Here is a 20809-nt window from a genome sequence, read left to right on the forward strand (position 1 = left end):
TAAAGCACGCTAAATCTTGTATTAATAAAAATCAAATGTTAAGACAAGATTGTGCGTTTCAATAACCGGGTTATGGTCATATTTAAGTGATTCAGGTAAAACCTGCATCCCATTGGACATATGCAACCAGCGGTAACCAACTGTGACGTGTGAGTTGACGCTATAATTAAGATCCCAATAGTATTGAAACTGTCTATGCCCGCCATAATGTCGCATATGATTATTATCTTTTGTTCTGAATTTATATTCATCTAAATACACAAAACGAAAACCAGCGGTCAGATATAAATCATTTGTAAACGTCAAACCCAGTTTAGGCCCAACCCCCACCAACCAGCTTTGAGTTCCACTGCTTTTCAAGACACCAAAATTTAATTCATACATTGGTTTAATAAAACTGGGTAAAATAGCTTGAATAGCCGATATATTATTAAAATAAAAAATTTCACTTGTGCTTAATGTATTAATATTTTGATGCGCATAAGTATCCCCAAAAGAGAAACCTAACCCGTCATCATGTTCTAAAAAACTGGCATATGAATGGCTACTAAAAAGAATGAATACGATAGATGCAAAACAAAGAGAACGACGGAAGCAATACATAAGCAATCCTTTACAACTTACTACATAGTTATAATTAGATTAGCTGCTAAATAGTGCCTCTACCTTGTTTCATGATTATTTTTTATAGCTATTTGAAATAAAAAAATTGAACCTCTTGTTATTTCGCTATTTACTTATCATACATTAAACGTATGAATTAATAGATAAGCTCAAGCACTTACCACAATAGAGCATCTGTGGCGGAATAGAGCTACTTCTTAACCCAATATAAGCACTCAAATAGACTATATCAGCCTAAGTACAGGCCAGCTGCAGTATCCAAGACTACTATTAGTTAGACTAAATAGAATAAATAATAAATTTGGGCAAAACGAGCATGAAGATAGCGCACTACTTATGGCTAATCATTGCAGCACTTATCCCTCAGATTTGTCATAGTAGCTCAGACATTGACTATTTAACGCCATCAGAACAAAAATGGCTTAGCAATCAAACCCATATCAGCGTTGCTTTTGATGGTAACTTTCCACCTTATAGTTTTATGAGCGACAAAGGTGAGCTAGAGGGATTTTCTATTGATGTATTTGATTTATTATCACAGCGTTTAGGGGTCAGTTTTAAGTCTCATACAGAAACAACCTGGAAAACGATTTACCCCACAGCACAACGTGGTGAAGTTGATGTGGTTGCAACTATGGTCAACACACCTGAGCGCGAGCAATGGTTCAATTTCACTGACCCTTATATATTTAAATCACTGGTCATCATTACACAAGCTCATGATTATAGTATTCATCGAAAACAACATCTAAAAAACAAACGTGTTGTCTTAGTGAGGGGCTACCAGTATACAAAAAGAATTCTTGAAGAATTTCCATCAATTAAGCCCATTTATGTTGATGACATGCTCGATGCTTTAAATGCAATATCGATCAACAAAGCAGATGCGACTATTAGCTTTTTAGGCGCCGGTTATTATTATCGAAATAAGTACTTAATGAGCAATCTTAAATTCGCCAGTATTTATGATAAAAAAAACTCCCCCGAAAGCATATCCGTTCACAAAAGCAAACCTGAACTCGCTAAAATATTAAATAAAGCACTCAAAACCATACCCGAAAGTGAAATCATTCATCTACGTGCCAAGTGGCTACCCATTGAATACCTTGAGAATCTAAAAGAAATAGAACTGACACAAGAAGAAATAAAATGGATCGATGAACACCCTCGCATTCGACTCGGTATTGACCCAGAATTTGCACCATTTGAGTTTATGGCCGCCGAAGAATATCAAGGTATGGCATCTGACTATGTTCGCTTGCTCAATCAACGCTTAAATTTAAATATGCAGGTCACCAAGGGCCTAAGCTGGAAAGAAGTCATCAAAACCTCCAAGCAAGGCAGTATAGATGTATTACCTGCGGTAGATAAAACCGATGCTCGTCTTAAATATTTAACATACACACAGCCTTACTTAAACTTTCATCGTGTTATTGTCACCCAAGATAAATCGTCGTTTATTATGGGTTTAGATGACATTAAAAATCTAAAAGTCGCGACACAGGCAAAAACATCTCACCACCATTATTTGCTTAAAAATACAGATATCAAACCAATCACCTTTGACACACTTGAACAGTCATTATTAGCGGTATCTGGTGGAGACGTCGATGCTTTCGTAGGCAATGTTGCCTCAGCAACTTATTGGATTCGAAAACTAAATTTAAATAACTTAAGAGTGGCGGCCTCGGTTTCAGACGAAACGCAAACATTACATTTTGCCGTACGTGAGGATTGGCCAATTCTCGTCAATATCTTGCAAAAAGGCCTTGATAGCATTAATGAAATACAACAAAAAGAAATCACTAACAAGTGGCTCGCATTAAGTAACCCTGTAATGACTGATTACACACTGGTCATTCAAGTAGTCATTATCTCAAGTATTATTATTATTCTTATATTACTTTGGAATTATTCACTTAAAAGAAACATAAAAAAGCATATGGATATTCTTGATCATTATTCTTACCATGATCAACTTACCGATCTACCTAATCGCTTTTTAATGTTAGACCGATTTTCTCAAATAATAAGCAATCAATCTGGCAGTATGATTGCAATGCTTTCAGTCAATATCGATGATTTCAAGCACATTAACGATACATTAGGTCATAAAATAGGTGATCGTGTACTTAAAAATATTGCATCTCGATTATCAAATTCAATTCAGGCCGGTTCAATTCTCGGACGCTTAGGGGGTGATCAGTTCTTAATTATTTTACCTCATATTCAGGATGAGGCAGATGCAGCCATTAGTTCAAAACGGATTTTAGATAACTTTGACCAGCCCGTAAAAATTGATGATCACTCACTTTCTATTAGCGTACGCATTGGTATATCGCTTTATCCGCAAGACAGTAAGTCACCAGAGGTACTGCTCAAGAATGCCGATTCAGCAACGCATTTTTCAAAAACGGAAGGTAAAGGTACTTATTCATTCTTCACAAGTAATCTAAATAAGTTAAGTGCTAGGAAGTTAGAAATTGAAAACCACATATCAAGCGCACTCACTAATAATGAGTTTAATGTGGTATATCAGCCGAAAATTGAATTCAGAACAAATAGAATTGTCAGCTTCGAGGCGTTACTTAGGTGGAACAACCCTACCCTTGGCAATATCTCACCTAATGAGTTTATCCCAATAATTGAAGAAAATGGTGAAATTGAAAACGTTGGCTTATTTGTTTTATATGAAGCGCTCAATAATTTAAAAAAATGGAATACACGCTTTAATACACAGTTTAGTATGGCGGTTAATTTATCACCAAGGCAATTTCGTTCTCCTAACCTGATTAATCAAATAAACCTAGCATTGGAACAATCAGGTAATGATGGCAGTGCCCTTGAGTTAGAAATAACCGAAGGGGTTTTACTGGAGAATAGTCCTGAAATTGAATCTTCTTTTAAAAAATTACAAGCTATGGGGGTTAAGCTCTCACTGGACGATTTTGGTAAGGGTTATTCTTCTATGAGTTACCTGCGTAAATTTAAATTTGATATATTAAAAATTGACTATGAATTTACTAATAGTTTATTAACCGATAAAAATTCATTATCAATTGTATCTGCCATCATTGCCATGGCGCATAATCTCAATATGGAGATTGTCGCAGAAGGGATTGAAGAAATTGAGCAGTATAACGTGCTAAAAAGTCTGCATTGCACACTAGGACAAGGCTTTTTATTAGGCCGTCCTATGTCGGTAGATACTGTTGAACAACGTATAATGGATGACTTAAATAAAAAATAAAATAACAACAATCTTAGTAAAACCATCATAAATTAATCAATTGAAAGATATAAATATCTAGATATAATTTTTATATCATAGAAAACTATATCTTCTAATCACAATTAATATTAAGTGTTGTTGATACTTTATTTATGGTTACTTTTTTCCCAGTCTTTTTTTCAATATAAGTAACACTGTCTTTGCTATCTTGTACTTCGATATTTGGTGATTCGTTAATGTCGTTTAACGAGACACCAAATATCATTATATTAGACTTCGTTTTTTCGATCATCTCGTTTCACTGGAGCACCAGGTAAATAGGTTGCATCATCTAAAGATTGAGACAGTTCCTTTTTACCATGGATCATATTTTTATTAGGCATCTCAATATCATGATTTGATACAGAGATATTATCTTGTTTAGACAAGAAAAATTTACGCCATAATCGCTCAATTATATCACCAGCAAGATAACGCCAAGCCCAGCTTGCATGCACACTCAAAAATGCAAGCACAACCCCAACAGGCTTTGCATTATCACGACCAAGTGCAAAGTAGAGGGCTTTTGTGACACGACTGTGCTCTGGGTCAACTCGAAAGCCATTAATTGAGATTTGACTATCCCAAAAGAAGTAAATTGATAGCGCATAACAGACGACCAAACCAACAAAACCTGACATAAATCTTGCCGATATTTCAACTTTTTTCATAGTACAAACCTCAATTATTAAGCGCTATTTAGTTAATGGGAATAAATAATAACCATGATGCTCTTCAGGAAGATCAAAGTCCGCTATGGCTAGGTTTTGTGGGTACGAAATACCTTGGGTTGTTAAATTGCCATCTTTAACTTCAAACTTAACTTGATCTCGTTCAGCCCCATCAACATCAATATGCACAGTGTATATTCCATCAGGGACTGCTTTACGACCTTGGTACTCACGGGTACTACCAAAGGGAATTTGTAATAAAACTGAGTTTTTTGCCCACCGAGGGTTATTGCGTACATCAATTTCGTCATCCATGCCGCTTGCATCAAACTCACTCATCTCATAATCAGGCCATGCTTTACCATCACGCATGACTTTACAGCTGATTTTAAACTGCTCAACAGATCCTTTTTCTCGAGCTAAGTGACTTAATGGGTAGCGGAAATCAAGCTGAAATGAATCCTGACAATATTTTATTTTGGCATAATCGTCTTCAGGTGTTTTCAATACATAATAGGTCTGATCTTTTGAACGGGTATCGGTTGAATCAACCCGAATCACTTCAAATGGATAGGTCAGCATTTCATTTTTATATATACCGACCTGTAACTCGTAATGCCCTTCTGTTACTTCGGCTAAATAGCCACCATCCATTAACTCGAATTGATTATTCATTGAGTTAATTAATTCACGACCTCTAGTACTAATCATGCAAACTTTTCGGCTAATAATATTATTAGATTGTGTAACCGATACGCGCAGTGCATCCCAGTTGTATTGAATTTGGCGACCTAGTTTTGTTTTTGTTGGTAAATACCAACCATGAATAAAGCTCATGCCAATACTGCATGTAATTTCATCTAAGTTAAGATCAGGAAAACTAAAGCGTGTCTTTTCATTCGAACGAGTAGAGGATAGGTCAACTGAATAATACGCTTCTTTTTCTTTATCAAAATCGGCACTCTTGGCTGCTGCTTCTGCTTTTGATTTATCCTTCGAAAGATAATGAATACGCATTTTATGTAGCACGTCATCTTCACGACGCCAGTCAGGTACACTATGACCTACATGCTGCTCTGGGTAATGCTTAGAGGCATATTCATGTGAGGGATAAGTAAAGCTCACATCACATATCACATCATCAGATTTACGTAACAATACACCATAGGAGTTACCACAACGATACTGATAAACATCTGTATTCTTTTTTCTTTATCCGCTAATAATGGGATAGGAGAATATGTGACCTTGTCACTACTGGTTAATTCAAATGCATACTCAGGGTTCATTGGGTCTTTATAATGAGCATCTGGTTTTTCAGAACGGTTTTGTTTTTCATCCTGTAAATAATCCGTCGCGGCTTTTTTAGCAAGAGAGAGTGCCGTTTTCCAACCACCTTTTTTAATTTTATCAATGCCATCTTTAATTTGACCTTCGATGGAATCATCCGGTGCTTCAGGCTGCTGGTCACTACAAAGCGTTCGTTTACCATCTATATGGTTATTATCTTCGTTGACCTCGACATCAAGCTCGTATTCACATTCTTCCGTTTCAATCGAAACGCCATAGTAATGACCATTTGTTAAAGACATACATCCCTCATTAATACCAGTGTTCATTGATATACTAAGGGAATATGTTTTTCCAACAATAGTTCAATTTAGGGTTTTGTCATAAATCATCTGCATTTTTAACCTATGTTTTTAATGTATTTTAAGAAATACATTAAAAACCCTAAATTGGACTATTGTATTAATATTGAAATTTGCTAGTAAGCCGTTAAACATCTAACTGACTTATCAAGTCTATGGCTAGAATTAAGCTAAATAGTGGGATATATAGACTATGTTAAAAAACATAAAACGTTATAAAAAGAAATGAAGATAGCCGCTAGATACATTAAACAAGCAGAGTAAAAGAGTGGATTCAACGTCGATATTGATACCTATATACGTTAATAACAACCTACATAGGTATAAAACAATGTATCACCAAAGCACACTACTTAAATATTTGGCCTGCCCAAACCGTTAATCCTGATGCCACACTACCGAAGTGATCACCGTCGACAATTTCAATATCACCCAGTTTTTCCTGTATTGCTTGACGAATAATGGGTGATTGACCAGAACCACCTGTCACATACACTAAATCTGGCTGAGTACCGGCTTGTTTGATTGCATCTAGCATTAGGTCTGTCATTTTATTCATTGGACGATCAATCGCCTGCGCCAATTGATCACGTGAAACCTGGCAGCCAAACTGCGACTCTAAATAACTTAAATCAACAACCGTATTCATATCATTAGACAGCGCTATTTTTGTTTGTTCTGCACTGCGTACCACATGATGATTTTGTTTATCATTACGCATATTAATAAAGCGTGTTAACAAAGCAGGCTCGCTTGTCTCTCGTAATAATTGCTGCAATAGATGCGTATTAGCCTTATCGTTAAATGCGGTTTGTGCACCGACATCATTTGTACGTACCGCATCCCAAAATGTTTGCGTTGGCATTGGCAAACCACTTTTAAGATTTGATAACATGCCAAATAATGGCATAAACTGCTGACCGGCTAATTGAATATCTAAATCATTACCGCCTATACGCTCACCCGTGTGTCCAATAAAGTCTTGTTGGCGCTCATTTGTATGACGATGATCCGGTCCCATTCGCACCATGGCACAGTCCGTTGTACCACCACCAATATCGACAACTAATACTGTTTTATTTTGCGTTAAGTCTTGTTCGAAATTTAATGCCGCTCCGATTGGTTCATATAAAAACTCAACGTCTTTAAAACCCGCTCGTTTTGCCGCTGTGGTTAAAATAGCAATGGCTTGCTGGTTACTTTTTTCAGCATTTAAACCTTGAAAATTAACGGGGCGCCCTATTACTGTATGGGTTATATCTTGCTGGGTTGTAAGCTGCGAGCGTTGTTTAACAGCCATCATCATGGCGGTAACAATGTCTTCAAAAAAATGAATCGCCGAATCACTTAGCCCACTGGCCCCTAAAAAAGATTTAGGCGATTTAACAAAATAGCCTTCGCCTGGCCAAGCAAAGTATTCATCAAGTGCGGCTTGGCCCATAAATAAGCATGTTTCATCTGTGGCAAATCCTTCTTCATGACGCACGCGACGGGCACGATTCAACGCGTTTCGGCGTGACTCCATAAAGTGCTGTTTATCTTGTGGATTTGATATTTGCAGTGCAACTTGTTCTGCGATGAGCTCACGGTCAAGCGCATACAAAGTAGAAGGCATAAACGCTTTTGATTGCTCTAACGGCAACAATTTAACCTGCTGTGTTTCAGATAACACGCCCATAGCACAGTTAGATGTACCAAAGTCAAAGCCTGTGATCATGCTGACCTCTTTGCCTATATCAATAAAGTGGCGCAAATTAGCATATTACGTAAATTTCAGCCAGAGATGCAGCCACCAATTAAAGAGATTGACTATAATTCACCCACTGCACACAATACAAAACAAAACAAAACAGATTGTCCTATATATTATTGACTTAATAGGGGAATTGAACCTCATAAATAAAGTCATACCTTTAACAAATGCACGCTGACATAAAAAGGAATGGCATGTCATCTAAGGTTTTAATCCTATTACCCTTCGTATTTTCAAGTATGACTATGGCAGGATCACTTGATAACTTAGAAGCTGAGGCGACGAAGCCTGCCCAAAAGCGATCATCAAACCATAGCACATCAAGCCGTGATTCCGGTTCATCCTCAATATCTGGCGCCATTGCCGAAGTCGTAGCCGAGATAGTATTTGATATTACCGCAGAGGTCGTGGGCAGCACCGCCGAAGTGGTGGCTAAAGGAGGGATCAATAGCCAAATGCGCTATCAAGAACACCGTAAAACAAGTGGTCGCTCTTTATTTCGCCAAGAAGGTGACCCTATTTTACCTAGCTTTGGCTATACGTCCCACTGGCTTAACGCAGACGATGATATCAGTGCACAATTAAACCGCATTGAATTAGGGTATGGTATGTTTGGCCTCAGCTACTCAGAAAACACACTCAATGAAGACGGCGATAAGCTCACCCTGAGCAATACATTAATTCATTACCGTATGAGCCTAGGGAATAATCTCAGTTGGGATTTTGCGTTAGGAAAAGGCAAAATGAACGGCAACCAAACCCACCAAGGTGAAGTATTTGCCATGCCAATACGGTTAAGAGTCCACCGTAATGTGCACTTGGAATATTACCCAACATGGTCAAGTTATAACGGTGGCCAATTATCCGAACATCAATTCAGTATAAACTGGCAAGGTGCGGGAGCTTATAAATACTTTGGCGTGACGGCTGGTTACAAAAAATGGTCAGCGGGCTCAACTACGATTAATGGCTTTTTTACGGGCCTGAATCTGACATTTTAACATAAAAAAAGCGGCCAACTGGCCGCTGTAAAATTTAACCCTTATAAGTAAACGGAAACGCCTGCTGCTTTAAAAAACCATCCGGCACGTAATCCCCTTTTACACCATAATGATCAGGCCACTCTTTTTGGCCACGCACAGCCGTACCCAATAAATAATCGATAAATGAAAAATGAGCCGCATAGTTTTTATCAATGGCCGCTTCATCAGAAGCATGATGCCAATGATGAAATTGCGGCGTTACAATAATGTACTTAAGCGGCCCAAAATTAATGTTCACATTGGCGTGGTTAAACACCGCCTGAAAGCCGACAATAATCACATACGTATCAATCACTGTTTTATCAAACCCCAATAAGAAAATGGGCGCTAACACCATTGAACGTGTAATCAGCAACTCGATAATATGCTGACGAGAACCCGCTAACCAATCCATGTGTTTCACACTATGGTGAACCGAATGCAAGCGCCAGAACAAAGGTACTTCGTGATAAATACGATGAAAAACATACTGGGCTAAATCGGCAACCAATAAAATTAAAAATAGCTGAATCGGAAAATAAAGCGACGAAATAAACGCTTGGGTGTCTTCATTAATCGCCCAGCCAAGCGCTTGGTTAACAAACTGGTTGACCACCAATAATGCAAAGCCGATTAATAAATGATTAATAAAAAAATGATCAAAATCGGTTTTCCAGTGAGGCCTGAATATAGCTTGCTTGCGAAAAGGAAGTATTTTCTCAATAAATACAAAGATCAAAGTCGACCCAAGTAAATCTAAGATAAACCAATCTAAGCCGATATAAGGCGTATTATCTGGGAAATCACCCACCGGTACACGATGCCCGCCTAATAAAATAGCACCTGCCACAAATACCCACGCGACTGTACCCAAACGCTTGTTTTTATTACGCACAAAATTGAGTAAACCCAAGCTGCCCGCCACTACTAAGCCATAAAATAGAACAATGCGTAAAGTAGCAACGTCATAGTTTTTACGCAGCTCAGGTGTGGTCAGGTATTCAGGAAAGTGAAAGGCAATCACGCCTAAAAAACCTAATATACCTAAAAAACAGGCGATATAACCACTCACCTGACCTTGGCCAATTTGTAAGTGGCCTTCTTTGAAGATTTTATTAAGCATGTACTTGCCATATGTGTTTAAAAATAAGGGCAAGAATAACTGAAACGGTAGGGTTAGTCAGTAGTCAAGGGCTGTGAATAAACGGAGATAACCTGCATTAGGGTAGTGTTCAAAATTCTGTGTAACCGCCAGTTTTAAATGTAATCTTTCAAACGGTCTTCGAACATGATCATAAATCGGTTCAAGGCCGTTTTCCAGTTTCTTATCGGCATAGTCCACTTTTCCGAAGCTTGTCGTACCGCAAGGTAAACCACTTTTTTAGCCGACTCTTCTGTTGGAAATACTTTTCGTTTTTTCGTCGCTTTTCGAATAACGCTGTTCAGAGATTCAATGGCATTGGTTGTGTAAATGGCTTTTCTGATATCAGCAGGATAGTTAAAAAGCGTATTTAAATTCTCCCAGTGATTACGCCAAGATCGGCTGATTTGTGGATATTGACCATCCCACTTCTCACTAAAATCAGACAGTGATTGCAAGGCACTTTCCTCAGTCGCGGCCTGGTAAATTTTCTTTAAATCAGCGGTGACGGCTTTGTAATCTTTCCAAGGAACGTACTTCACTGAGTTACGCACCATGTGCACGATGCACAGCTGAATTTGCGTTTCTGGATAGACGGCATTGATAGCATCTGGAAAGCCCTTCAGGCCATCCACGCAAGCAATGAGAATGTCTTTCACACCACGATTCTGCAGCTCAGTCAGAACATTTAGCCAGAACTTAGCCCCTTCGTTTTCAGATAGCCACATGCCCAATAACTCCTTGTGGCCTTCCATGTTGACGCCTAAGGCAAGGTAAACTGATTTATTGATCACCTGTTTGTCCTGACGAATTTTAAGCACGATGCAATCAAGATAAACAATGGGATACACCGCATCTAATTCACGAGATTGCCATTCAATCACTTCTTCAATGACCGCATCAGTGACTTTTGAAATTAGGCTTGGAGAGGCATCTGCGTTATACAGTTCTTTAAACGTTTTAACGATTTCTCGTGTGGTCATGCCTTGGGCGTATAAAAATAAAATTTTATCGTCCATCGAGGTAAACCGAGTCTGATTTTTCTTTACTAATTTAGGATTAAAAGAGCCTTCGCGATCCCTAGGGGTATCTAGTTGAAACTGGCCATCTTCGGTGCGTAAAGTTTTACTGGTGGTGCCATTGCGGCTGTTGGAGTTAGAGGATTCTTCATTCCGTTCATAACCAAGGTGCTCATCAAGCTCAGTATTTAAAGCCCGCTCAACTGTCACTTTAGTGAGCATCTGACGAAATTCATTAAGGTCTTGTTCTGTTTTAATACCCTTTGCCGCTTCGCGGGCAAAGGCTTCTAGTGCTTCTTTGTTCATTGATGCCTATCCTTAGCCATTTCTGGCTTTGATGATAAGCAGTTACACAGATTTATCTACAGCCTCATGCAGAATAAAACATGCCACTCATATCAGTTACCGAGGACTGTAGTGGTACAGTGATTTTGGCCACCTAAATAGAGGTGATATCATCACCTCATAAGTATCTTAGGTGACATATGAGTAAGCAAGGTAGAAAGCATTTTACACCCGAATTTCGTTTAGAAGTTGCACAACTAATCGTTGATAAAAATTATTCTGTACGCGAAGCTGCTGAGTTAATGAATGTCGGTAAATCCACCGTCGATAAGTGGGCAAGACAGCTCAAACTTGAACGTGATGGTGGAATACCAGCAGCATCCCCAATGACCCCTGATCAAATCAAAATTCGTGAGCTGGAAAAGAGAATTAAAGACATTGAAGAAGAGAAAGAAATCCTAACAAAAGGCTACCGCTCTCTTGATGTCGGACTCGATGAGAGGTTCTCGTTAGTCCAGAAGCTGAAAGAGAGCTACGCCGTTACGAAGCTATGCAATGTATTTGAAGTGTATCGCAGTAGTTTTAAATATTGGTTAAGTCACCCAGAAAAACTTACCTCTAAAACGATTGAGTTGCATAGTAGAATTCGGGAAATGTTCAGGCTAAGTAACGGCTCTGCGGGCGCTAGAACAATCAGTACGATGGTGACTCAATCAGGTATTAAATTAAGCCGCTACAGGGCAAGAAAAGCCATGCAGTACTTGGATTTAATTAGCAAACAACCTTTTGCGCCGAAGTACAAGAAAGCAAATAACGAGCACCTTGCAGTGCCCAATTTACTTAATCGCCAGTTTAATGTGGCCGCACCTAATCAAGTTTGGTGTGGTGATGTCACTTATGTTTGGATCGGGAAAAGATGGGCTTATTTAGCTGTGGTAATGGATTTATACGCCCGCAAGCTAATTGGCTGGGCGCTCTCATTATCGCCAGATAGTCAGTTAACCAGTAAAGCTTTACAACATGCCTATGAAAGCCGAGGGCAACCTAAAGGAGTGATGTTCCATTCCGATCAAGGTATGCATTACACCAGTAGAAAGTTTAGGCAAACACTATGGCGCTGCCAGATAAAACAAAGCATGAGTCGTCGAGGTAATTGCTGGGATAATGCACCAATGGAGCGATTTTTTAGAAGCTTAAAAACAGAATGGATGCCGAAATATGGGTATAGCAATTTTGCTGAGGCTGAATATTCGATAACAAATTATATCGCAGGTTATTATTCTCAGTTGAGACCACACCAGCATAATAATGGGAAGACTCCAAATGAGGCAGAAGGATTATTCTTTCAAGCCTCTTAAACTGTGGCCAGATTTACTTGACCACTACAGACACATCCCATCTACTCAAGTCACTATTAAATGATGATGCTCTCATAAACATAGCTACCATTGTCTCTACGGAAGATACATCCCAATTACTAACATCACCGGTGAAATTTTCTGCCATATTAAACATAGCTCGCATATTGTTTACTAACTCAAGATTTGGCGAGTCTATTGCATTTAATTTTAGATTATGACAACCCGAAAAGGCATGATCCATTGTCGTCCATTTAATATCCCCCCACTGCTCAATAGTTAATAATTTATGAGATTCATAATGACCGACCTTAATATTTTTAAAATCGCCTGTAATAATCACTGTGTATATTCCTGAATCTACATAATGATGACTAATTGAACCGGCAACACCTTCGCTAACAAAACCATCTCCCCAGTCTATATTGTAATTTTGATCCGAGGTTATTGTATTAATTTTTAGATGGTTACCTTCTTTATATGGAGATTCACCTACTTTCCAAGTCGTGACAAAAGCCTTTGGATCTAGGACATAGATATTTCTATTCAATAAAGCTAAATTACCAGCCTGATCTACAGCCTTATAAGTAACAACATAACGTCCAATTCTTGATGCATCGACGTCATCACGTACTGAAATATTGACATCTAAATCGACATTATCATTAGCTACAGCTCCCGGATCTATATACAAAGAACCTACAGTTAAATATATATTTTCATCATCGATTAACGAAATATTTGGAGGCTCTCTATCGATTACCGAGATTACTTTTTCTTCACCATCTATTGAGTTTTTATCACATCCATTTATTAAGATAACAATAATAAATAACATAAATATATTTAACTTATTATTCATAACAACCATAAATAAATTCATTTTATTACCAACTAATAGCGTGAGTATTATAATTATTTGGAGTATGTAACGAAATCACACATAAAAAATAAGCGATACAACCGCTTCAGGTAAACCCAAACAAAATATGCCTTTTAGTTTTCCAGTTAAATTAACCGATTATAGATTCATCATTTTTATTGAAACTATTTAGTCTTTTAATTGCTTAGGCAATTGCTCAGGATGATTTACCACACAGCGAATACCATTGCCCGCACCCGTGTTTTCTGGTGAATCCATAATTCTCTTATACAGTTTAATGCCACCGCTTGCGCCTATGATGCCGAAACCTCTGGTGACTTTAGGCCTCTTAGCAATGTATTCATCAAAAATGGGATCTATTTTTGCTTCTTCTGTATAAGAATGTGCATTATCCACTGTCCATTCATTCACACTCCCTGTCATGTCATGCATGCCTAGCGGGTTTGGGGGCCATGAGCCCACGGGCATTGCAAATTTATACTCACTAGGGTTGCGGATATTTATGCCTCTCTCATCTTCCCCATTATTGGTGGCATAGGCCACGGCCAAGCCACGGCTGCGTGCCGCGTATTCCCATTGAGCTTCGGTAGGTAAATCCATTGCGTAGCCAATCTCTTGCCCTAACCATTGGCAGTATTCACGTGCGTCGTACCAGTTCATGCCCCAAGCAGGAGAATCAGGTTGTTTATGAGCTCTATCTCTCGACCCTTTAGCAATCATGTCTTTTCCAACATAATTTGTAAAAACATCATAATCCCCGAAGGTAGTTTCTAACGAGCTCATACTGTAGCTGGTCAGTGTCACTTGATGTACTGGGAATACATCCGCATCCCCGGCAAAATAGTGCTTGTCACCGTTTTCATCAATATAACCCACATCCCCCATCATAAAGTCGCCGCCTTTTACAAAGATCATTTGCTGTAAGGTGCGGGCTTTTAACACTTGCACGGCTTGATATTTTTCATAGCGGTCGAAGGAGAAATAGCCACCGCCGCCCAGTAATACACTGGCCAAAACTGCAATCGATATATTTTTTATATTTGATAGATTCATAATTTTTATTGAAATTATTTAATCTTTTAACTGCTTAGGCAATGGTTCTGGATGATTCACAACACAACGAATGCCATTACCCGCCCCCGTGTTTTCAGGGTCGTCCAGCATACGTTTATACAACTTAATGCCACCGCTGGCGCCTATGATACCGAAACCGCGAGACATTCTGCTTTCTGCATATTTTTTGGTTTCACCATCATCATACATAGGGTCAACTTTTGCTTCTTCCGTATATGGATGCCATAAATCCACTGTCCACTCATTCACATTGCCTGTCATGTCGTACATACCCAGTGGATTAGGCGGCCAAGCGCCTACCGGCATTTCAAAATCATTTTGTTTTGAGTCTCGAATATTAATGCCACGCTCAAACTCACCATTATTAGTGGCATAAGCTACGGCCAAACCACGGCTACGAGCGGCATACTCCCACTGGGCTTCGGTGGGTAAATCCATTACGTAGCCAATTTCTTGCCCTAACCATTGGCAATATTCACGAGCGTCGTACCAGTTCATGCCCCAGGCAGGGTGTTGTTTTGAAAAGTGCATTCGATAACCTACTTGCACCGTATCTTTGCCAACATAATCTGCATAAATATCATAATCACCTAACGTAGTTTCTAGTGCGTTCATGCTATAACTGGTCAGCGTCACTTTATGCACAGGGAATACTTTAGGGCTTGGTGCAAAGAATTGTTTATCACCATTTTCATCAATATAGCCCACATCCCCCATCATAAACGTGCCCCCTTCTACAAAGACCATTTGCTGCAAGGTACGGGCTTTTAGTAGTTGCACAGCTTGGTATTTTTCATAACGGTCATTAGCAAAATAACCGACACTGGCCACTAATACACTGATCACAACTGCAATCAAAATGATTTTTTTATTTAATAGATTCATCATTGTTTAATCTTTATGTTTATATTCGAGTGGGCAAGGTTTGAATAAATTCATTAATTTCATTCCAATCATCTTCATCATCCAATAGGTTTTGTCTCAATAAGTTTTCATTATCAAGGGCTCGCTGTGCTTTGATCTCTAGGCTGGCATTAGGGGTCACGCTCGGTTTAAACTGATTATTCTTTTTTTCTGCTAGATGCTCTAAGGTTTCTTGCCAATCCCGTCGAGATTTAATCCCGTTAAGAATCAAGGTTTTGCCTGCTTCTTCTCGATTTTTATTCATATCAAGATTCACCAAATTGGATAATTTTTCTACATAGTCCACTGGTGCATGTATCAAGTCATACAGTATCCGCCCTTTGGTTTCTGGCGATAAGTATTGAATTAACTCTGGCTTGCTATTAAGCGCCTCAATCAATTCATCTGTATTCTCTTGTTGTTTTTCGCCTAAGCTCCACTCCCTTTCGAGCTGTCGTACGTCGCTTAAGATCTCCACCGAGGATTGAGCAATGACGCCGGTTATTGCGGTTGCACCGGCCGAAATTAAATGTCCATTCTTAAGTAGCTTCCAAGACCAAGCAGAGAATATGGCAAATACGTCTAAATCGGATTCATCACCCTTTTGTTCAAACATATCAATGAAATTATAATCGTGTTTGTCTAACTCTCCGTGCACCAGTTGAATAAATTCATAACACTGGCCTACCCCCACAACGATATCCAGTTGTCCGCCAATGCCCGGCCCCAAAGCTGCTTCAGCATGGACTTTTAAGACAAAACGATTACTTTCTCGATCAAACCCAACTTTAAATTCAGCGGTACCACCCAAGCCTGCCAGCGCCGTGACGGTATAGCCAATACTGCCCAAAGGTTTAAACGTGGCTTTGGGAGCTTTCCAATCTAAACTGGCTTTCAATCCGGCTTCGGCTTTTGCTCCTGCAAACGCTTTGGCTACGGCCTCAGCTTCGGCCGCTGCTTTCGCTTTGTATTTGGCATCGCCCACTTGGCCTGTGGCATGGTACTCTTTTCCCATGGCCATTAGCGCTAGCGTACCTTTAGGCACAGCCACTGCGATCTGAGCCCCTAACTGTAAATTTGCTCCCGCCCAAGCTGATATGTGCCCTTCTAATTGACAACGCAAATGCCCCAAATCAATTTCAGTGGGCTCTTTAACCGTTGTGGTTTTTTCGGTATCTAACTCATAGGCGATGAATTCACAGCGACGATTTTCAAATACTTCATTGGGAACATCCACTTTTAAATCCGATTCACCTTCACTGATAAAGGGTGTGGAATGCAATTGTATTTTATGAAGATTAAGATGGCTGCCACTGTCTTTTTTGGCATAGCTTCTTAAATTATTGGTGTAGCTCTGAATGATCTCTTCAATTTTATAAGGGGCTTCAATGTTTGGGTTAGCGCTTTTACGCCGGGTGAACCAGTCATCTTTGCTAATGAAGATGGTTTTTTCTAACTGTGGTATAAGTGATGCACGATAGCTTTCAAGTTCAGGCACCAGTGCTTTAAGTTGCGTATTTAAAGCCACTTTTTTGTTAAGAGTTGCAATAGAATTCCAATTTACGGTTTGATTAGTTTTAATTTTACCATCAAGTATGAGATTCGAGTAAATTATAAAACTCCAATTCATCTTCACCCCAAACACCCCGTTTAAAATGGTTTAACCATTGTTGATTTTGCATGCTGAAAACGTCTGCCACAATACTGGCACGCCTTAAACCCAGTTTGTGATTATAGTCTGCTGACCCCGTGCTACTGGCATGTCCGACCACTTGAACGTATAAATGTTTCTTTTGCGTACTGTCACGCGCTACATATTCGGCAATCTCGTCCCATTTTTTTAAACAGCTTAAAATATTGCTGGCTCCCGATGGCGTTAAAAGGCTGCTGTCTACAGAAAAATAAGGGGAAGATTCATTCAGCTTAAAGGTATTTGAAGTGGGTTTAAAGGCCAGTTTTTCTTTTTTTACCATAATAGTGGGCTTTAATGCATGCCCATTATTATCCGGAAAATACAAACTGCCTTGGGCTTTTGCTTCGGCCAATGCCGCATCAAATTTAGCCTCTGCACCAATGGCCAGCTTACCTTTTGCTAGAATATCAAACTCTGCTTTTATTGAAGCCCCTGCGCTGTAGCGCATAAGCTGAGCACCCGCGCTGCCATCCCAAATGGTACTGGGTAATATTAATTTTTCAATTTCATCTCGAATGCTTTTACGTTCTGACTTTTTATCGACTTTTTTATAGTCTAATCTCTCAACGTTTTTATAAATTTCAGAGTTATCACCCCAAGTGTCTTTTACTAATCGCTTAACCTTGTCCCAGCTTTCTGGGAAGAATATTTTTTTTACATCTTTTTCATCACTGCCAGCGTCGCTTTTATCCAATTCTTTTACGGCATCGGCTTGATATTTTTCATACTGGTGAACACTAACATTCGCATCTTTGTTAACATGGGCAATCCATTTATCCAACATATCAAATTGATCGTCATTCAAAAAACTATGCAAGCCGGGAATGAAGCGTGTATATAACCGAGAGCCAATTTGACCTGTAGTAGAAACATCCGCTATAGACCACTCCTTTTTAATGCTGGTTTTAACTTTGCCAAACGCTTCTTTTACTTTTTCAGTATTTAGCTCGCCTACTTTTTTAGACGAATCACCCGCTTCATCATCTGGTGTATAACGTAAAGCACTGAGCGTATCTTCAGCTTGCCCCTTTTTTGCCTGATTTTTTACAGTTTTTATTGCATCGACTGGCAATTTAAAAAATACACTGGGCCCTCTTTTATCTTTGCTTCGATCTTTTAATTCTTTAAAAAATTCCGACGGCACCAGTGAATATTTAGCAATGGATTGGCCGTCACGTGAAAACCGCACCACTTCTTTAAAACTGTCGCCTGTTACTATGGCAGAAATATCTTTTGCATCGTCATCATCCGGGTGTTTGATATTTGCACTGGCCATAAGCTGCTTGCGAACTTCTGTTTGTGCTGCAAGCATTTTAGTGTTGTCTTCATTCTTCCAATCGGCTCGAGATTCTTCAAGCTTAGACGCGACCCCATCTAGCTTTTCTTCAATAACATTAAGCTTATCAAACGCCTTTTTATCTAAAGCAATCAGCTGCATATCATTAGGTGAGAACAGTAGATCGTAGATTTTATTATCAGGTAACGTAATAGTATTCGTATTGTTAGTGGCAACAGGGTAGGTCGCTATTTTATTCATAATGTATATCCGTATAAATTAATAATGGCTAACTTAGCAACCGTATTTATTTTCTAGAGCCTGCTGCGTTTTTAAGCCTGCAATACCATCTACGGTTAGGCCATTTACCTCTTGGAATTTCCGAATAGCCGTTTCTGATTTGTCTTTCAACTTGTTATCTATTCTTCCGCAATCAAACCCAAGTCCATTTAATCTTGCTTGTATACCTGTATTTTTAGATACAGGGTTTAAATCTCCTAGTTTCACTTCAAAAGCATGGGTCGCTTCATTTTGGTCAGGCTCTAGGAACAGCTTAACGATACCTGTACGTGTTGATGTTTTAGGTAACTTCCACTCCACTAACCCATCAGCATCGGATTTAGATGTATATTCAACATCATCTACAATGAGAATGGCATCAATGTCTGCTCCCTGTGTTTCTTCATCTTCTTCAAAACTTAACATTAAAGATAATGTTTCTTTAGGATGTTTACGAACAAACGTTGTTTTTTTATTAAGTTCAATTTGATACTTAGCAGGATTTATTTCAGGGATAAAGATTTCATCACCCACATGGATGATGTCAGGATTTGGCCGAAGAGATTTAAAGTTGGCATTGTCGCTATGATTGTAAATTACATCTACAGAGCCAAATCCGTAGTGCTTAGCGATTGAGGAAAGCGTCTCGCCTTGTATCACCTTATGCTTCATGCCTGATCTCCTTGTGCTTTATCATAGATTGCATCGTCTTCGACACCAGGAAAATACACCTCAGCATCATCGACATCGATGCCTTCTACTATTGCATAGCCATTTTCATCTAGGTGACCTCTGGCGATGGTTTGCCCGAGTTTATTGAGTATATTGTATTGAACACCCGCCTCTGGCTCGTCATCTTCATCAAGTAATTCGATTTCAATATAGTTATTGGCGATTGGGTAGGTAAAGTGGTGCAGTGTCGCCCCATCGGCGCGGGTTTCTTGCCCGGTTTCATCTAGTGGTTTTATTAAGTCTTTTGATTCGGATTCGGTTACGTTTTTATTTTTGTTTAGGTCTTTGCGTACTTCGAGCAAGCCGTCTGATATGGCGTACACTTTTAGCCCGTCGCCTTTTTCGGTGGTGAATACTCGGCTGTATGGGTTGTAGATGACTTCTGATAGCTGTCTAACGGCCACTGTGCTTTGTGTGGTGTTTTCAACATATAGGGTTATGTTGTGTTTTAGGGGTAATGGGCGATCATTTTGGCCTTCTAGGTTGAGCAATATGACGTGTTTTTCGCGCTCTACCTTTTGTCGCTCTTGTTGTGGCTGCGCTGGTTTTGGCTCATCCCGTAATACACCCATGGGTTTGGGTATGGGGATATGTCTTAACGCGGCACCAAAGGCACTGCGGAAGAATGGGTTGGTGCTGTGGCGAAAGTCATATTCTGGCTGACCATCGCTGTTTATATCTAACTGGATAATGGCTGGCGCTGTGGTGCTGTGATTAACTAAAAATACTTCGCCATTTTCGAGTTTGGTTTTTATAAAGCGATATGGGTCGTAGCGCCTGTCGTCTTCATCAGGCAAATCGTGCAGGTGGGCGTTTTGAATGTGTTTACCACCGATGCGTTTACCATGCTCCATCTCGACGGTGCGAATGGCGAGCATTGGGTCTTCGATGAACTTGAGTTCACCCCATGAGAGCTGATGAGAATATTTAAGCGCGAGCATATTCTTCCTTGAATATTAGAGATAAGACCACATAAACTGGCAGCTTGGCTCTGTGTGATTTAAATGATCTATATTGTATAGATATTAGAGCGCATAACTAGATTCTTATGCTGAATATGTGAGCTAGGTGGTATGGGATTTTGTAGGGCGGGCATTGCCCGCCGATCTCAAATTTTGTCAGGCAGTGCCTGACCTACATAACTAAAAATTAACAATCTTAGTAGTGGCTATT

17 protein-coding genes are annotated in these 20809 nt (G+C 39.4%); 3 read left to right on the top strand and 14 right to left on the bottom strand.

What is annotated here, in order from left to right; genetic code table 11:
• Positions 1 to 21: 21 nt before the first annotated feature.
• Positions 22 to 603 (bottom strand): acyloxyacyl hydrolase, encoded by a 582-nt coding sequence (locus ACU6U9_RS21635; protein WP_446737026.1) that lies wholly within the window; start codon positions 601 to 603, stop codon positions 22 to 24.
• A 337-nt stretch (positions 604 to 940) separates the two neighbouring features.
• Here ACU6U9_RS21635 and ACU6U9_RS21640 point away from each other — a divergent pair, with 337 nt between their 5' ends.
• Positions 941 to 3874, top strand: coding sequence for an EAL domain-containing protein (locus tag ACU6U9_RS21640; protein WP_446737027.1), 2934 nt, complete (start codon positions 941 to 943; stop codon positions 3872 to 3874).
• Positions 3875 to 4125: 251 nt separating this feature from the next.
• Here the strand turns inward: ACU6U9_RS21640 and ACU6U9_RS21645 are convergent, their stop codons facing one another.
• The 4 genes from ACU6U9_RS21645 to yegD all read right to left on the bottom strand — a co-directional run bounded on the left by ACU6U9_RS21645 (position 4126) and on the right by yegD (position 7935).
• Complete coding sequence (locus tag ACU6U9_RS21645) at positions 4126 to 4566, bottom strand: hypothetical protein (RefSeq protein ID WP_446737028.1); 441 nt, start codon at positions 4564 to 4566, stop codon at positions 4126 to 4128.
• A gap of 24 nt (positions 4567 to 4590) precedes the next feature.
• Complete coding sequence (locus tag ACU6U9_RS21650; RefSeq protein WP_446737029.1) at positions 4591 to 5724, bottom strand: hypothetical protein; 1134 nt, start codon at positions 5722 to 5724, stop codon at positions 4591 to 4593.
• On the bottom strand, positions 5700 to 6158 hold the full coding sequence (locus tag ACU6U9_RS21655) for a hypothetical protein (protein WP_446737030.1): 459 nt from the start codon (positions 6156 to 6158) through the stop codon (positions 5700 to 5702). The genes ACU6U9_RS21650 and ACU6U9_RS21655 overlap by 25 nt, the downstream gene beginning before the upstream one ends.
• A 409-nt stretch (positions 6159 to 6567) precedes the next feature.
• A complete protein-coding gene (yegD, locus tag ACU6U9_RS21660) occupies positions 6568 to 7935 on the bottom strand; it encodes a molecular chaperone (protein ID WP_446737031.1) in 1368 nt (455 codons plus the stop codon).
• A gap of 230 nt (positions 7936 to 8165) precedes the next feature.
• Between yegD and ACU6U9_RS21665 the strand changes: the two genes are divergently transcribed.
• Entirely contained in the window at positions 8166 to 8972 is an 807-nt protein-coding gene (locus tag ACU6U9_RS21665; protein WP_446737032.1) for a hypothetical protein, read from the top strand.
• A gap of 34 nt (positions 8973 to 9006) precedes the next feature.
• Here ACU6U9_RS21665 and ACU6U9_RS21670 read toward each other — a convergent pair whose 3' ends face one another.
• Both ACU6U9_RS21670 and ACU6U9_RS21675 read right to left on the bottom strand, forming a co-directional pair.
• Entirely contained in the window at positions 9007 to 10116 is a 1110-nt protein-coding gene (locus ACU6U9_RS21670) for a sterol desaturase family protein (protein ID WP_446737033.1), read from the bottom strand.
• 134 nt (positions 10117 to 10250) lie between these two features.
• Complete coding sequence (locus ACU6U9_RS21675; RefSeq protein ID WP_446733082.1) at positions 10251 to 11459, bottom strand: IS256 family transposase; 1209 nt, start codon at positions 11457 to 11459, stop codon at positions 10251 to 10253.
• A gap of 179 nt (positions 11460 to 11638) precedes the next feature.
• Here ACU6U9_RS21675 and ACU6U9_RS21680 point away from each other — a divergent pair, with 179 nt between their 5' ends.
• Positions 11639 to 12796: an IS3 family transposase gene (locus ACU6U9_RS21680; RefSeq protein ID WP_446737034.1), complete on the top strand. Its 1158-nt coding sequence runs from the start codon at positions 11639 to 11641 to the stop codon at positions 12794 to 12796.
• Between the two features lie 13 nt (positions 12797 to 12809).
• Here the strand turns inward: ACU6U9_RS21680 and ACU6U9_RS21685 are convergent, their stop codons facing one another.
• The 7 genes from ACU6U9_RS21685 to ACU6U9_RS21715 form a co-directional block, all read right to left on the bottom strand.
• Positions 12810 to 13679 (bottom strand): BspA family leucine-rich repeat surface protein, encoded by an 870-nt coding sequence (locus ACU6U9_RS21685; protein WP_446737035.1) that lies wholly within the window; start codon positions 13677 to 13679, stop codon positions 12810 to 12812.
• Positions 13680 to 13847: 168 nt separating this feature from the next.
• Complete coding sequence (locus ACU6U9_RS21690; protein ID WP_446737036.1) at positions 13848 to 14732, bottom strand: formylglycine-generating enzyme family protein; 885 nt, start codon at positions 14730 to 14732, stop codon at positions 13848 to 13850.
• An 18-nt stretch (positions 14733 to 14750) separates the two neighbouring features.
• The gene (locus tag ACU6U9_RS21695; RefSeq protein ID WP_446737037.1) at positions 14751 to 15641 is read right to left on the bottom strand and encodes a formylglycine-generating enzyme family protein; all 891 of its coding nucleotides are present in this window, start codon (positions 15639 to 15641) and stop codon (positions 14751 to 14753) included.
• Positions 15642 to 15657: 16 nt separating this feature from the next.
• The gene (locus tag ACU6U9_RS21700; protein ID WP_446737038.1) at positions 15658 to 17286 is read right to left on the bottom strand and encodes a hypothetical protein; all 1629 of its coding nucleotides are present in this window, start codon (positions 17284 to 17286) and stop codon (positions 15658 to 15660) included.
• On the bottom strand, positions 17246 to 18886 hold the full coding sequence (locus ACU6U9_RS21705; protein WP_446737039.1) for an OmpA family protein: 1641 nt from the start codon (positions 18884 to 18886) through the stop codon (positions 17246 to 17248). The genes ACU6U9_RS21700 and ACU6U9_RS21705 overlap by 41 nt, the downstream gene beginning before the upstream one ends.
• Positions 18887 to 18919: 33 nt before the next feature.
• Positions 18920 to 19576 carry a PGRP and LysM peptidoglycan-binding domain-containing protein gene (locus tag ACU6U9_RS21710; protein WP_446737040.1) on the bottom strand — a complete coding sequence of 219 codons (657 nt, stop codon included), beginning with the start codon at positions 19574 to 19576 and terminating at the stop codon, positions 18920 to 18922.
• Positions 19573 to 20577, bottom strand: coding sequence for a hypothetical protein (locus ACU6U9_RS21715; protein ID WP_446737041.1), 1005 nt, complete (start codon positions 20575 to 20577; stop codon positions 19573 to 19575). Before ACU6U9_RS21715 ends, ACU6U9_RS21710 begins: the two co-directional genes overlap by 4 nt.
• Positions 20578 to 20809: the final 232 nt, after the last annotated feature.

This window comes from Pseudomonas sp. HK3 (assembly GCF_052920985.1).